Origin of the sequence: Mycobacterium sp. E802 (assembly GCF_001666875.1) — a bacterium.
In the GTDB taxonomy this organism is placed as follows: domain Bacteria; phylum Actinomycetota; class Actinomycetes; order Mycobacteriales; family Mycobacteriaceae; genus Mycobacterium.
In genome coordinates this window covers 35,932-49,464 of sequence record NZ_LZJD01000022.1, presented here as the reverse complement: position 1 = coordinate 49,464, position 13,533 = coordinate 35,932, and the positions used below count along the sequence as shown (strand labels likewise).

Sequence of the window (13,533 nt, the reverse complement as noted above, 5' to 3'; positions counted from 1 at the left end):
CCATTAGCCGATGGCGAATAGAGTTGACGGCTACGAGCTCCCGCCGAAAGCCGAGGTGTGACGTGGACGTCGAGGTAACCGAACCGACGCCGACGGTGACGACGCGCGCCGAACAGATCCGCGGTCAGCTGACCCCGTCGCGAATCGTCGCGGGCATCTCGACGACAGTCGCCGTTGTCGCGGTAGCGGCCCTGATCGGGGTCACCACAAAGCGGCCGGAGACCGCGCCGGCCGAGAACACGGGCCCGGCCGTCGCCGCGTCGTCGCCCGCGGCACCGGCGCCAGCGCCAGCGCCAGCGAAACCGGTTGCCGCCCACTCGGTCGCACCCAACTTGGAAGCACTTCTGCCGACGTCACCGTCAACCTCCGCCCCGAAGCCCGTCGCTGCGGCCACACCTGCGATCGATTCGGGTGGGGGACTGGCCGACATCTTCGCCGTCCCGACCGTGCCGCCGGCCAAGGTCGTTTCGCCGGCTCCGCCGGCCCCGGCTGTGTCGGCGGCTCCTGCTGCCGTGCCCCCAGCATCGGCGGCCGCGCCGGCCTGGCCGGCTCTCGACTTCGGCCTCGGGCCGGTGAACCCCGCCTGGCAGTCCGCCATAGCGGCGGCGAACGCCCAGCCCGGTATCGACGCGTTGATCAGTGCCGTGACCGGGACGACGGGGTGGGTCGGCAACGGGGCGCTGAACGTGTTGGCCAACTTCCTCATCGCGTGGGACAACCAGAACCGCCAGAATCCCTGGGGAAATCCGGCGGTACCTCCGGCGGATGGGCTGTCGGCGTTGATGCTGGGCCCGGCCGTTGCAGCCGGTGCGAACCTTCCTGCGGTGGACTGGACGAAGGTCCCCCCGCCGCAGCTGCCGCCGATTGATTGGACGAAGATCCCGCCGCCGCAGCTGCCGCATTTCGAGGATCCGTTCGCCAAGCTGCCGAGCATCACCCGGGCGATCGGGCTCCCGTTCTAATCCCTCCCATGTGGTGGGCGCCGTTTCGTGCGCTGGCCTGGATTCTCGTTCGGTGTAACGCGTGTGACGGCTGAGCCGATCTCTATTGCATAGACGAGCTACACGGGTTGGGGACAACATGTTGCGACAGATGTGGGCGCTGGCGGCGGCCGCCGTGCTCGGTGGGTCGGCGGTCGGACTGGCCGCGAGCCCAGCACAGGCGGCGCCCGGTTGCCCGGACGTCCACTGGATCGGCGTCGCCGGTTCCGGTGAGCGTGACGATCCGACGGCCGATGCCGGCATGGGCCGGGTGGTCTACAACTCTCTGCGAGACCTCGGCGGGTGGGTGCAGCAGGACGGCCGGACGATGACTGCCGAGCCCGTGGTCTATCCCGCCGCGCCGGTCCCCGCCGACGGCGACCTGCTGGGCTGGGGCGGTTTCATGAGCAGTGTGGACGCCGGGGTGGCGGCGCTGGCCAACCAGTACGCGGCGTTCACCCAGCAGTGCCCGTCGACCAAGGTGGTGCTGGCCGGCTATTCGCAGGGTGCGATGGTGGTACACCGAAATCTGGCGGCTCTGGCCGGTAGCCCGAATCTGGCGGCCGCCCTGTTGGTCGCCGACGGCGACCGGTTGCCGACCGATCCGACGCTCAACCTCGGCACGGCGACCGCGATACGCGGAGCCGGTAAAGGTGTGGCGCAGGACTGGCCGATCCTGGCCCATGCCCCGGGCCCGCTGCCCGCCTCGATCGGCAACCGCACGATCAGCGTGTGCGACCGCGGCGACGCAGTCTGTGATTACGATCCGGACGCCGACGAGGTGACGGCCACCGCAATCGCCGTGCACACCAGCTACGCCCGCTCCAGCAGCGGAGGGTACCGGTGGACCCGACCGCTGTACGGGCTGCTGGGTCCGTCGCCGATGCAGCAGGTGGTGCCGACGGCCGTCGCGGCCGATGGCGTCGTTCACTCCTGACCTGGGCGGTTGCGGGCGTTAATCTGATGGCGCCCAGCCGACGACGGGAGCGCGCGATGTCCACTTTCTGGCGTTACGTACGTATTCAGGCTTTCGTGCTGATGTGTGGCATCGTCGGCCCCATATTCTTGACCATCTACTTCGTCACCGGCGGTGATCCGGTGATGAAGTGGATGTTCTGGACGGGCCTGCTGATCACCGCGGTCGACGTACTGATCGCGTTGGGGATCACCGCCGCCGGGTCGAGGTCGGCCGCGCAGAACAGCAGGCTGGAACAGGTCGGCGTGCTGGCACTGGCCCAGGTCACCGGTATCCACGAGACCGGAACCCGCATCAACGAACAGCCTTTGGTGAAATTGGACCTGCAGATCTCCGGGCCCGGCCTCGCGCCGTTCGCCAGCCAGGATCGAGTACTGGCCTCGGTGTCACGGCTTCCGATGATCACCAACCGCAAGTTGGTCGCCCTCGTCGACCCGACCACCAACGAGTACCGGATCGATTGGGAGAGAAGCGGTTTGATCGGTGGGCTGATGCCCGCGACGTTCGCCATCGCCGAGGAGAACAAGACCTACGACCTGACCGGTCAGTCCGGCCCGTTGATGGAGATCCTGCAGATCCTCAAGACACATGGCATCGAGATCAACGACATGATCGATCTGCGGTCCAATCCTTCGGCGCGCCAACAGGTTCAGGCTGTGGTTCGGCGCGCGGCGGCCGAGGCGGCGCCTGCGGCGCCGGCCGTGCCGGCCGCCGCACCGGGCGCACCGTTGCTCGTGCCGCCGGCACCCTCGACGGCGCAACGTCTCCAGGAGCTCGAAACCTTGCGCGCGACGGGCGCCATCAGCGAAGACGAGTACACCGCGAAGCGGCAGCAGATCATCGCCGAGCTCTAGATTTTGGGTTGTCCCACTGACTGGCCCCAGTCCAGGAACACGTTCTACTTCTGGTGTTAGCCTGTGCCCAGACTCCAGAAAGGACCCTGGCATGGCGGCAGGTAAGGCAACGTCGTTGGAAGGCCGGGTGGCGTTTGTCACCGGCGCTGCACGCGGTCAAGGGCGGGCCCACGCGGTGCGGCTGGCAAACGAGGGCGCCGACATCATCGCGATCGACGTATGCCGACCGGTCGATGACACCATCACCTACCCGGCCGCCACATCGGAGGAACTGGCCGAGACGGTCGCCGCGGTGGAGGCCGCCGGCCGCAAGGTACTCGCGCGCGAGGTCGACATCCGGGACCTGGCCGCCCAGCAGCAGGTCGTGGCCGACGGTGTCGAGCAGTTCGGCCGGCTCGACATCGTGGTGGCCAATGCCGGTGTGCTCAGCTGGGGCCGGCTGTGGGAGCTGAGCCCAGAACAGTTCGACACCGTCATCGACGTCAACCTCAACGGCACCTGGCGGACCATCCGCGCGGCGGTTCCGGCCATGATCGACGCCGGCAACGGCGGGTCGATCATCATCGTCAGCTCGTCGGCGGGAGTGAAAGCCACTCCGGGCAACGGTCATTACGCGGCCTCCAAGCACGGCTTGGTGGCGTTGACCAACACCCTGGCGCTGGAGGTGGGCGAGTACGGTATCCGGGTCAACTCGATCCATCCCTACTCGATCGACACTCCGATGATCGAACCGGAGGCGATGGCCGAGATCTTCGCCAAGTTCCCGAGCTTCCTGCACAGTTTTGCGCCGATGCCGTATCACAAGGTAACCGACGGCAAGAACGAAGGACTCGCGGCGTTCATGGCGCCCGAGGAAGTTGCCGATGTGGTGGCGTGGTTGGCCGGTGACGGGTCGGCCACGTTGTCGGGCAGTCAGATCGCGGTCGATCGCGGCGTGCTCAAGTACTGAGGTTCCGCCGGGTCGCACCGGCACCGGCCGCCGGGCCCGGGATGTTGCCGTCACCTCCGTCGCCCAGCGCACTGTGATGCCGGCTCCACAACAGGTAGAAGGTCAACACCGACGCGACCCAGAGCCCGAACCACAGCCAGGTGACGGACGGCAGGCCGTAGAGCACGAACAGGCAGGCCAGGACGGAAAGAACTGGGGTCACCGGGTATCCCGGCACTTTGAAGGCCCGGGGCAGCTCTGGCTCGCGCACCCGCAGGATGATCACTCCGACCGAGACCACGATGAATGCCACCAGGGTGCCGATGGACACCAGATCCCACAGATAGTCCAACGGCACGAACCCGGCGAGGCCGCCGGTGACCACGGCGACGACGATCGTGTTGTTGACCGGGGTCATGGTGCGCGGGTTGACCTTTGCGAACAGCGGCGGCAGTAGGCCGTCACGGCCCATGGCGAACAGGATGCGGGTCTGGCCGTACATCACCACCAGGGTGACCGAGAAGATCGAGATGACCGCGCCCGCAGCCAGAATCGTGCTCGCCCAGGTCTGGCCGTGCAGGATGTCGGTGAGCATGACCGACATTCCGGCCTCGGCCTGCTCCTCAGAGCCGAACGCGTTGGCGGACTGGGTGCCCAGGCCGGCGAACGCCACCAGGATGTAGACGCTGGTGACCACCACCAGAGCCGCGAGGATCGCCCGGGGCATGGTCTTCTGCGGATTCTTCACCTCATCGCCTGCGGTCGACACCGCGTCCAGGCCGATGAAGGTGAAGAAGATGGTGCCGGCCGCGGCGGTGATGCCGGTGAACCCCTTGTCCCAGAACCCGGCGAAATGATCGGTGCTGAACGCGGTGAACGCGACGGCGACGAACATGCCGAGCACGCACAGCTTGAGGATCACCATGACCGTGTTGACCGCCGCGGATTCACTGGCTCCCCGGATCAGCAAGAGGGCACACATCACGATCAGCACCGCGGCGGGCAGGTTGATGATCCCCGGGTCATCGCCCCAGGGTGCCGCCGACAGCGCGTGCGGGAGACGCCGGTCAAAGACGTTCTCCAACAGCTTGTTCAGGTAACCGCTCCAGCCGACTGCCGTCGCCGACATCGATACACCGTATTCGAGCAGCAGGCAGGCTGCGACGCCCATCGCGATGAACTCGCCCATCGTGGTGTAGGCGTAGGAGTAGGTGGATCCCGAAACCGGCACGGCGGCAGCCATTTCCGCATAACAGATTGCCGACAACCCGGCGGCGACACCGGCAGCCACGAACGAGACGAGAACCGCGGGACCGGCTTTGGGCACGGCCTGCTGCAGCACGATGAAGATGCCGGTGCCGACCGTTGCCCCGACACCGAACAAGGTGAGCTGAAACGTGCCGATGCTTCGGCGCAGGCGGTCGGAGGCGCCGTGGGCCACCGGTGCACCGATGGCCGGTCTGCGCCGCAACATCTGGCCGGTCAGGTTGTTGGCTGGGGCCGACATCGTGCCTCCTTGTCGCCGATCAACCGATTATCGGCGCCCCTCGGCCAAGGTGTCGGCGAATTGGTCAACGGCCCAGTCGAGCTCGTCGGCGGTCACCACCAGGGGCGGCGCGAACCGCAAGGTCGAGCCGTGAGTGTCCTTGACCAGCACACCGCGTTCGGCCAGTGCCAGGCCGAACTGCTTGCCGGTGCCGAGGGCCGGATCGATGTCCACGCCGGCCCACAGTCCCATACCGCGCACGGCATCGACACCGTGGCCGACGAGTTGGGTCAGGCGCTCGTGCAGCCGCTCGCCGAGTTCGGCTGAGCGACGCTGGAACTCGCCACGGCGCAGAATCCCCACCACAGTGGTGCCGATCGTCGCGGCCAGCGGGTTGCCGCCGAAGGTGGAGCCGTGCTCGCCGGGATGCAGCACGTCCAGTACATCGCGATCGGCGACCACGGCGGACAGCGGGACCACGCCACCGCCCAGGGCCTTACCGAGCAGGTACACGTCGGGGGCCACATCCCAGTGGTCACAGGCGAACGTCCGGCCGGTGCGGGCCAGCCCGGACTGAATTTCGTCGGCGATCATCAGCACGTTGCTCCTGGTGCAGATCTCCCGGACCCGGGGCAGGAAGTCGCTCGGTGGGACGATGACGCCGGCCTCGCCCTGGATGGGTTCGATCAACACCGCCACGGTGTTCGTGTCGATCGCATCTTCGGTTGCCCGATGGTCTCCGAAGGGCACGGAGCGGAACCCCGGGGTGTACGGGCCGAAACCGCGGCGCGCGGTCTCGTCATCGGAAAAACTGATGATCGTCGTGGTTCGCCCGTGGAAGTTGTTGTGTGCCACGACGATGTTGGCAGCGCCGGCCGGCACCCCTTTGACGTCGGTGCCCCACTTACGGGCCACCTTGATGCCGCTCTCCACGGCCTCGGCACCGGTGTTCATCGGCAACACCATGTCCTTGCCGCACAACCCGGCCAATGCCTCGGCGAACGGGCCGAGTGCCTCGGAATGGAAGGCGCGGCTGACGAGGGTGAGCCGGTCGAGTTGGGCGTGCGCGGCGGCCATGATCTCGGCGTTGCGGTGGCCGAAGTTCACCGCCGAATACGCGGCCAGACAATCCAGGTAGCGGCGGCCGGTCACATCGGTGATCCAGGCTCCCTCGGCCTCGACCGCGACCACCGGCAACGGTGAATAGTTGTGTGCGACATGGCGGTTGTCGAGCTCGATCGCCGAGGCGGTCGTGGTGGCCGGCTGCACGTGGTCGAGCGCGGTCATGGATGCAGCTCCAAGGTGCAGCATTTGACCGAGCCGCCGCCTTTGAGAAGCTCGGACATGTCGACACCGATCGGCTCGAACCCGGCGTGGCGCAGTTGATCGGCCAACCCGGTGGCGGCCGCGGGCAGCACCACATGCCGCCCGTCCGACACCCCGTTGAGGCCCAGCACATAAGCGTCGGCCGAACCCACTTCGATGGTGTCGCTGAACAATTCGTGCAGCGTTTGGCGCGCGGCGGCACTGAAGGCCAGCGGATAGTAGGCGATCGTCGAGTCGTCGAGCACGGTCAGGGCGGTGTCGAGGTGATAGAACCGCGGGTCGACGAGCTCGAGGCTAGTGACGGGTAGGCCGGTGAGGCTCGCGATCTCGTCGTGAGCACGTCGGTCGGTGCGAAATCCGTATCCGGCCAACAGATTCGACCCGGCAAGAAGCAGATCGCCCTGGCCCTCGTTGACGTGCTCGGTGTACCTCGGCCGGTAGCCGTGCGAAGCCATCCACTCGGCGTACGCCTCGGCTTCACCGGTGCGCTGCGGAAACGCGAAGCGGGCCACCACCGCGGTGTCGCCGATCAGGAAGCCGGCGTTGGCGGCGTAGACCATGTCGGGCAGACCGGGGCGGGGCGTGACGAGTTCGACGGTGTGGCCGAGATCGGTATAGGCCTGCCGCAACGTCTCCCATTGGGCAAGCGCAAGTGCGGTGTCCACGGGGACGGTGACATCCATCCACGGATTGATCGCGTACTCGACGGTGAAGTGCCGCGGCGGGGTCATGGCGTAGCGGCGGGGCGTCGCGGTGCGTGGGTGCGAGGCCGGGCGGGCGGTTTCGGATACGGCGGGGTTCACGAGTTCACCCGAAATCGTCATGAATCGACGATATGAGCGACCTCTGACGCAATCAATCGCATCTTGTTGCTTGTACTGCAGGGATATCTTGCGTCAAACTCGCTATCACGAACATTCGTTGCGTGGAGGTGGTCGTGGAGCGGCTGGATGACACAGACGAACGAATCCTGGCCGAACTCGCCGAGCACGCCAGGGCGACATTCGCCGAGATCGGCCAACGGGTGAATCTGTCGGCGCCCGCGGTGAAACGGCGGGTCGATCGCATGGTCGCCGACGGGGTGATCCGCGGCTTCACCACCGTCGTCGACCGTAACGTCCTCGGCTGGCGCACCGAGGCGTACGTCCAGGTGTTCTGCCAGGGCACCATTGCCCCGGACCAATTGCGCGCGGCCTGGATCGACATTCCCGAGGTGGTGAGCGCGGCAACGGTGACCGGCACCGCCGACGCCATCCTCCACGTACTGGCTCGCGACATGCGTCACCTCGAGGAAGCGCTGGAACGGATCCGCACCACCGCCCGCATCGAGCGCAGCGAGAGCATCGTGGTGCTGTCCAACCTCATCGACCGCAGGCTGCCTGACGCGGACGTGACGTGAGCGGATGGCCTGCACAAACGCAGGGTGGCGCACAACGCTCAACCGCGATCGTGTAAAAACCCCACGTGACTACATCAACGGGATCCGCGGCGGGCATCGTCATCGTCGGCGGTGGTCTGGCTGCCGCCCGGACGGCCGAACAGCTGCGCCGTTCGGAGTTCACCGGGCCCGTCACGATCGTCAGTGACGAGGACCATCTGCCCTACGACCGGCCGCCGCTGTCCAAGGAAGTGCTGCGCGCCGAGACCGACGACGTCACGCTCAAGCCGGCCGAGTTCTACGCCGAGAACAACATCACGTTGAGGCTCGGATCGGCGGCGCGGTCAGTGGACACCGCCGCCAAGAAGTTGACGCTGGCCGACGGCACCGAGGTGGCCTACGACGAGCTCATCATCGCCACCGGGCTGGTGCCCAAGCGCATCCGGTCCTTCGGCGACCTGGCCGGGATCCACGTGTTGCGGTCCTACGACGAGAGCATGGCCCTGCGTGCGGATGCCGGAAAGTCTCGGCGCGCCGTCGTGGTCGGGGCCGGCTTCATCGGCTGCGAGGTGGCTGCGAGCCTGCGCAAGCTCGGTGTCGAGGTGGTGCTGGTGGAGCCCCAGCCGACGCCGCTGGCTTCTGTGCTGGGCGAGAAGATCGGTGCGTTGGTGACCCGGCTGCACGAGGCCGAGGGGGTCGACGTGCGCTGCGGTGTCGGCGTCACCGAGGTCCGCGGTACCGACAAGGTCGAACAGGTGGTGCTGGGCGACGGAACCGAGGTCGACGCCGATCTGGTGGTGGTGGGCATCGGGTCGCATCCCGCGGTCGACTGGCTCGAGGGCAGCGGTATCGAGCTGGACAACGGCGTGGTCTGCGATGACCTGGGCCGCTCCAGCGCCCCGAACGTGTGGGCCATCGGCGATGTGGCGTCCTGGCGGGATCACGTGGGCGGCCAAGTGCGCGTTGAACATTGGAGCAATGTCGCCGATCAGGCGCGGGCCATGGTGCCGGCCATGCTGGGCCAGGAAGCCTCGCCGGTGGTCTCGGTGCCGTACTTCTGGAGCGATCAGTACGACGTCAAGATCCAGTGCCTGGGCGAGCCCGTGGCCGACGACGTCGTGCACGTGGTGGAGGACGACGGCCGCAAGTTCCTGGCCTTCTACGAGCGCGACGGCGTGGTGGTCGGCGTGGTCGGCGGCGGCATGCCCGGAAAGGTGATGAAGGCCCGCGGCAAGATCGCCGCCGGCGCCCCCATCTCCGACGTCTTGGGCTGACTTTCCTGCCCAACACTTCCTGCCGCACACTTCCTGCCGAACACTTCCTGCCGAACAGACGCAAACCCGTACCTTTTCGCGTGAAAAGGTACGGGTTTCTGTCTGCTCGCGGAGAGCTCGCGGGGAGAAGGTACCGCTCAGAACTGGCCGAGGTAGAACCGCGATCCCTGGTCGTCGGTGCACTCGGCCATCAACCCGTAGGGCTGTCGTGACGGCTCCTGCAGCACGGTGCCACCGGCCTCGCGGACCCGGTCGACCGCGGCATCGATATCGGCGACCGTCCACATCGGCACAGCGGTGGACCGGGCCGCACCGCCGGCCATACCCGACATGGGCTGGCTGCCCTGAACAGCCCAGCCGTCGTCGACGCGCCCCGGCTCGAAGCTCCACGACAGCACCTGGCCGTAGAACTCCTTGAATGCCGCCGAATCGGGAACCTCATAGGTGAGGTACGAAAGTTCGCCCGGCCCAGCCCCATTGAGTTCAGGTCGGGGGACCGCGGTGGCCGGCTGGAACACCGCGAACGCGGTACCCGCCGGGTCGGTCGCGTCGAGCACCGTGCCGAACTCCCGCACCTGCGGCTCGCCCACGGTGCCGCCGGCGGCGGTGATCGCCCGCTGTGCCTCGTCCAGATCAGCCACCGCGTAGCAGCAGAACAGCGTGGGCGGGCCGTCGGCGTCGAAGATGCCGATGTGTTGCTCGGTGTTGGTGACCTGGCGCGTGGCCGGATCGAAGGCCCAGCCCAGCACCTGGCCGTAGAACCGGGCGGCACGCTCGATATCCGGGGCCCAAACCGAGACGTAACCGACGTCGCCGTGCTGGATCACCTCGGTGCGGGCACTGGTACCGGTCACCGGCCCCGAGAGCATCCAGCGGTGCCCGGACGGGTCGACGATGGTGGCGGCGCGGGTGCCGTAGTTCTCATACGGCTCGCGCTGCACCTGGGCCCCGTGGGTCCGGGCCCGCTGCAGCACGTCGTCGGTGCTGGCCACGTGCAGCATCAGGCTCACCGAATTCTCTTGTGGGCGAGGCGCCTTCAACCCCAGCTCGGGAAACTCGTCGGCCAGGTAGAAAACTCCACCGGCGATCGCAAGCTCGGCGTGCCCGATCCGGCCGTCCTCCATCACGACGGGTTCGCCAACGGGTTCGGCGTCGAACACGTCGACGTACCAGGCGATGGCCGCTCGGGCGTCGTGGGCTGCCAGATAGGGGATCACTGCCGAGCGTGGGGCCGGCGGGCTGTCGGTCGATTCGTTCAGTTCGGCGATCGCAGTGTCGGTTCCGCTCATGTCGACTCCTTCGGTGTGGTCGGGAAGGGTGAGGGCCGATTCCAGCCGCGCCCGTAGTCGGGCCGCGAACGCCGGGTCGGGGGAGACCGGGTGGTCCGCACCGCTCAGCACGGTCAGCGGATCGTGGCTGTTGTTCACGACGTCCCTCCCTCCTGCGCCGGGTTCTGGAATGGGTATTGAGACCTGAAGGCGCGTCGGGCCCGCACCAGCAGGGCTTCGGTGGCGTGGACGGTGCGGCCGATCAACTCGGCGCATTCAGCCACAGTGCAGTCGTCGAGGTACCGCAGGGCGAGCACCGTCCGGTGATGTTCGGGTAAGCGAGCCAGGACTGCCTCGGCGACAATGCGATCCAGCTCGCCATCCCAGTCGTCGACCGGGTCGACCGGTTCGGGCAGTTCGGCCACCGGCACGCTGAACCGGTCGTGTCGGCGCCGGTAGTGGTCGGCGAGTTTGTGCCGGGCCACCCCGATCAGCCAGGGCACCGAGAGCTGCGGCGGGGATGGTTTGCGGGCCGCGTCCATGGCGGCCAGGAACGTCTCCGACGTCAGGTCCTCGGCGGTTCCGCGGTCACCACAGCGGCGGACGAAGTAGCCGTACACCGCCGGTAGCGCCTCGTCATACAGCGCCAGTAGCTTCCGCGGAGCGTCTGTTTCGGCGCTCACACCCTTATCGTCGCCGCGGGACGCCGATCTCCGACACCCCCTGGGAAAGTTTTTTCAGCGGCGGTCGCCGAGCGCCTCCAGGCCGGGCCTGGCCACTTCGAAGGCCTGGCCGATGGCGTGGGCCAGAGACACCGACTCATCGGCGAGCCAGTGCTCATAGGCCGACAGCGCGACTCCGAGCATCAGCCATCCCACGGTCTGCGGCATCAGGTCACCGGGGTCGGCGCCGATCCGCTGTGCCACGAAGGTGGCGATGACCTCCCGCCAGCCGGCATACATCGTCATCGAATATGCCTGTAGCCCAGCGGTTTCCAGGATCACGCGCATACGAAGACGGTGTTGGGCCATCTCCTGCGCGTCGTAGGTGTTGAAGGACAGCAGCGCCTCGCGCAGTGCGTCGGCCAGCGGTGTGTCGGTGCTGAGCGCGGCCAGCAGCTCACGTAGGTGTTGCAGGTGAGCGTCGAAGTCGCCCCAGGGGATGGCGTTCTTGGAGGCGTAGTAGCGGAACAGCGTGCGGCGCGCGATGCCGGCGGCTTTGGCCACGTCGTCGACGCTGACCTCATCGAAGCCGCGGGTGGCGAACAGGGCCAGCGCGACGTCGGTGATGTGGTCCTGTGTGGTGGACGGACGCCGACCGACCCGGGGTCCGGATGCCTGCCGCATGAAACCGCCCTTCCATTTGTGCACTCGATGCCATATTCTTGCGACTCAGGTCACAAATGTCGAGACCCACAGTTACCGGAACAGCCGAAAGAAAGGTGCGACTCATGGATCAGAACCCGCAGACGGAAACCGAAACCCAACTCGTCACCGAGACGCTCGTCGAAGAGGTCTCGATCGACGGTATGTGCGGGGTTTACTGACGGTGTCCACACAGGTCGCCGAAACGGCTGGGCGCACTGGCGTCGTCTTCGACCCGGATGTCAGCTGGCGATTGCACCATCAGGTGGCGGTGCGGCCAGAACCGTTCGGCGCCCTGCTGTATCACTTCGGAACCCGCAAGCTGTCGTTTCTGAAGAACCGGACGGTCGTCGAGGTGGTCAACTCTCTGGCTGACCACCCCGACGCCCGGTCCGCGTGCCGCGCGGCCGGAATCTCGGACTCCGACCAAGGTCCCTACCTGCACGCGCTGAGCGTGCTGGTGTCATCGAAAATGCTGATCCCCGGGAATTGCTCATGACTTCTGTTGCACCTGCACCTGTTCGAGTGCCGCGCCTCGTCGAACAGTTCGAAAGCGGGCTCGACGCCCCGATCTGCCTCACCTGGGAGCTCACCTACGCCTGCAACCTGGCCTGCGTGCACTGCCTGTCCTCCTCGGGCAAGCGCGACCCGCGCGAGCTGTCGACGAGGGAGTGCAAGGACATCATCGACGAGCTGGAACGCATGCAGGTGTTCTACGTGAACATCGGTGGCGGCGAACCGACTGTGCGCCCGGACTTCTGGGAACTCGTCGACTATGCGACCGAGCATCACGTCGGGGTCAAGTTCTCCACCAACGGTGTGCGCATCACGCCCGAGGTCGCCGCGAAGCTGGCGGCCAGCGACTACGTCGACGTGCAGATCTCGCTGGACGGCGCCAACGCCGAGGTCAACGATGCCGTGCGCGGTAAGGGTTCGTTCGACATGGCCGTGCGCGCGCTGGAAAACCTCGCTGCCGCAGGCTTTTCCGACGCCAAGATCTCCGTCGTGGTCACGCGGCACAACGTCGACCAGCTCGACGAGTTCAAGGCGCTGGCCGACCGTTACGGTGCCACGCTGCGGATCACCCGGCTACGTCCCTCCGGCCGCGGTGCCGACGTCTGGGACGAACTGCACCCCACGGCCGACCAGCAGCGCCAGCTCTACAACTGGCTGGTCTCCCACGGCGAGCGGGTGCTGACCGGAGACTCGTTCTTCCACCTGTCGGGGCTCGGCGAGCCCGGCGCGCTGGCCGGGTTGAACCTGTGCGGCGCCGGCCGGGTGGTGTGCCTGATCGATCCGGTGGGCGACGTGTATGCCTGCCCGTTCGCCATCCATGACAAGTTCCTGGCCGGAAACATCTTGGAAGACACCGGATTCGGGTCGGGCTTCCAGAACGTCTGGCAGAACTCGCCGCTGTTCCGTGAGCTGCGCGAGCCGCAGTCGGCGGGCGCTTGCAGCGGTTGCGGGCACTACGACGCCTGCCGCGGCGGCTGCATGGCGGCCAAGTTCTTCACCGGTCTGCCGATGGACGGCCCGGATCCCGAGTGCGTCGAGGGCTGGGGCGAACCGGCGCTCGCACAGGAACGCACCAAGCCCAAGCCCAGCGGTGATCATTCGCGTGGCACCAAACAAGGCCCGGTGGCGCTCAAACTGCTGACCAAGCCGCCCGCCCGCATCTGTAACGAAAGTCCGGTGTAAC

At 67.0% G+C, this 13,533-nt stretch carries 15 protein-coding genes; 9 read left to right on the top strand and 6 right to left on the bottom strand.

The window, feature by feature from the left end; genetic code table 11:
* The first annotated feature begins 62 nt into the window (after window positions 1-62).
* The 4 genes from A5699_RS03380 (at window position 63) to A5699_RS03365 (ending at window position 3,759) form a co-directional block, all read left to right on the top strand.
* On the top strand, window positions 63-962 hold the full coding sequence (locus tag A5699_RS03380; RefSeq protein ID WP_067765345.1) for a hypothetical protein: 900 nt from the start codon (window positions 63-65) through the stop codon (window positions 960-962).
* A gap of 118 nt (window positions 963-1,080) precedes the next feature.
* Window positions 1,081-1,917 (top strand): cutinase family protein, encoded by an 837-nt coding sequence (locus A5699_RS03375; RefSeq protein WP_231965550.1) that lies wholly within the window; start codon window positions 1,081-1,083, stop codon window positions 1,915-1,917.
* 56 nt (window positions 1,918-1,973) lie between these two features.
* Window positions 1,974-2,810, top strand: a complete 837-nt coding sequence (locus tag A5699_RS03370; RefSeq protein WP_067765342.1) for an SHOCT domain-containing protein — start codon at window positions 1,974-1,976, stop codon at window positions 2,808-2,810.
* A gap of 91 nt (window positions 2,811-2,901) precedes the next feature.
* Entirely contained in the window at window positions 2,902-3,759 is an 858-nt protein-coding gene (locus A5699_RS03365; protein WP_067765334.1) for a mycofactocin-coupled SDR family oxidoreductase, read from the top strand.
* Here the strand turns inward: A5699_RS03365 and A5699_RS03360 are convergent.
* The 3 genes from A5699_RS03360 to ddaH are packed head-to-tail and all read right to left on the bottom strand — an operon-like array spanning window position 3,749 to window position 7,374.
* The gene (locus A5699_RS03360) at window positions 3,749-5,245 is read right to left on the bottom strand and encodes an amino acid permease (protein WP_067765331.1); all 1,497 of its coding nucleotides are present in this window, start codon (window positions 5,243-5,245) and stop codon (window positions 3,749-3,751) included. The genes A5699_RS03365 and A5699_RS03360 overlap by 11 nt on opposite strands.
* A 27-nt stretch (window positions 5,246-5,272) precedes the next feature.
* Window positions 5,273-6,511, bottom strand: coding sequence for an ornithine--oxo-acid transaminase (gene rocD, locus A5699_RS03355; RefSeq protein ID WP_067765328.1), 1,239 nt, complete (start codon window positions 6,509-6,511; stop codon window positions 5,273-5,275).
* On the bottom strand, window positions 6,508-7,374 hold the full coding sequence (gene ddaH, locus A5699_RS03350; protein WP_067765322.1) for a dimethylargininase: 867 nt from the start codon (window positions 7,372-7,374) through the stop codon (window positions 6,508-6,510). Before ddaH ends, rocD begins: the two co-directional genes overlap by 4 nt.
* Window positions 7,375-7,487: 113 nt before the next feature.
* Here ddaH and A5699_RS03345 point away from each other — a divergent pair, with 113 nt between their 5' ends.
* Both A5699_RS03345 and A5699_RS03340 read left to right on the top strand, forming a co-directional pair.
* A complete protein-coding gene (locus tag A5699_RS03345; protein WP_067765427.1) occupies window positions 7,488-7,949 on the top strand; it encodes an Lrp/AsnC family transcriptional regulator in 462 nt (153 codons plus the stop codon).
* A gap of 65 nt (window positions 7,950-8,014) precedes the next feature.
* Entirely contained in the window at window positions 8,015-9,202 is a 1,188-nt protein-coding gene (locus A5699_RS03340) for an NAD(P)/FAD-dependent oxidoreductase (protein WP_067765320.1), read from the top strand.
* A gap of 137 nt (window positions 9,203-9,339) precedes the next feature.
* On the opposite strand, the gene A5699_RS03335 is transcribed toward A5699_RS03340, so the two are convergent.
* From A5699_RS03335 to mftR, 3 genes are read right to left on the bottom strand one after another with little or no spacing between them, the layout of a single operon-like run.
* Window positions 9,340-10,629: a VOC family protein gene (locus A5699_RS03335; protein ID WP_067765318.1), complete on the bottom strand. Its 1,290-nt coding sequence runs from the start codon at window positions 10,627-10,629 to the stop codon at window positions 9,340-9,342.
* The gene (locus tag A5699_RS03330) at window positions 10,626-11,153 is read right to left on the bottom strand and encodes an RNA polymerase sigma factor (RefSeq protein WP_067765317.1); all 528 of its coding nucleotides are present in this window, start codon (window positions 11,151-11,153) and stop codon (window positions 10,626-10,628) included. The genes A5699_RS03335 and A5699_RS03330 overlap by 4 nt, the downstream gene beginning before the upstream one ends.
* A 54-nt stretch (window positions 11,154-11,207) precedes the next feature.
* Entirely contained in the window at window positions 11,208-11,816 is a 609-nt protein-coding gene (gene mftR / locus A5699_RS03325; RefSeq protein ID WP_067765424.1) for a mycofactocin system transcriptional regulator, read from the bottom strand.
* 104 nt (window positions 11,817-11,920) lie between these two features.
* Between mftR and mftA the strand changes: the two genes are divergently transcribed.
* From mftA to mftC, 3 genes are read left to right on the top strand one after another with little or no spacing between them, the layout of a single operon-like run.
* On the top strand, window positions 11,921-12,016 hold the full coding sequence (mftA, locus tag A5699_RS03320) for a mycofactocin precursor MftA (RefSeq protein ID WP_076241817.1): 96 nt from the start codon (window positions 11,921-11,923) through the stop codon (window positions 12,014-12,016).
* A gap of 2 nt (window positions 12,017-12,018) precedes the next feature.
* Window positions 12,019-12,333: a mycofactocin biosynthesis chaperone MftB gene (mftB, locus tag A5699_RS03315; RefSeq protein ID WP_067765313.1), complete on the top strand. Its 315-nt coding sequence runs from the start codon at window positions 12,019-12,021 to the stop codon at window positions 12,331-12,333.
* Complete coding sequence (gene mftC / locus A5699_RS03310; protein WP_067765311.1) at window positions 12,330-13,532, top strand: mycofactocin radical SAM maturase; 1,203 nt, start codon at window positions 12,330-12,332, stop codon at window positions 13,530-13,532. Before mftB ends, mftC begins: the two co-directional genes overlap by 4 nt.
* The last annotated feature ends 1 nt before the right edge of the window (window position 13,533 follow it).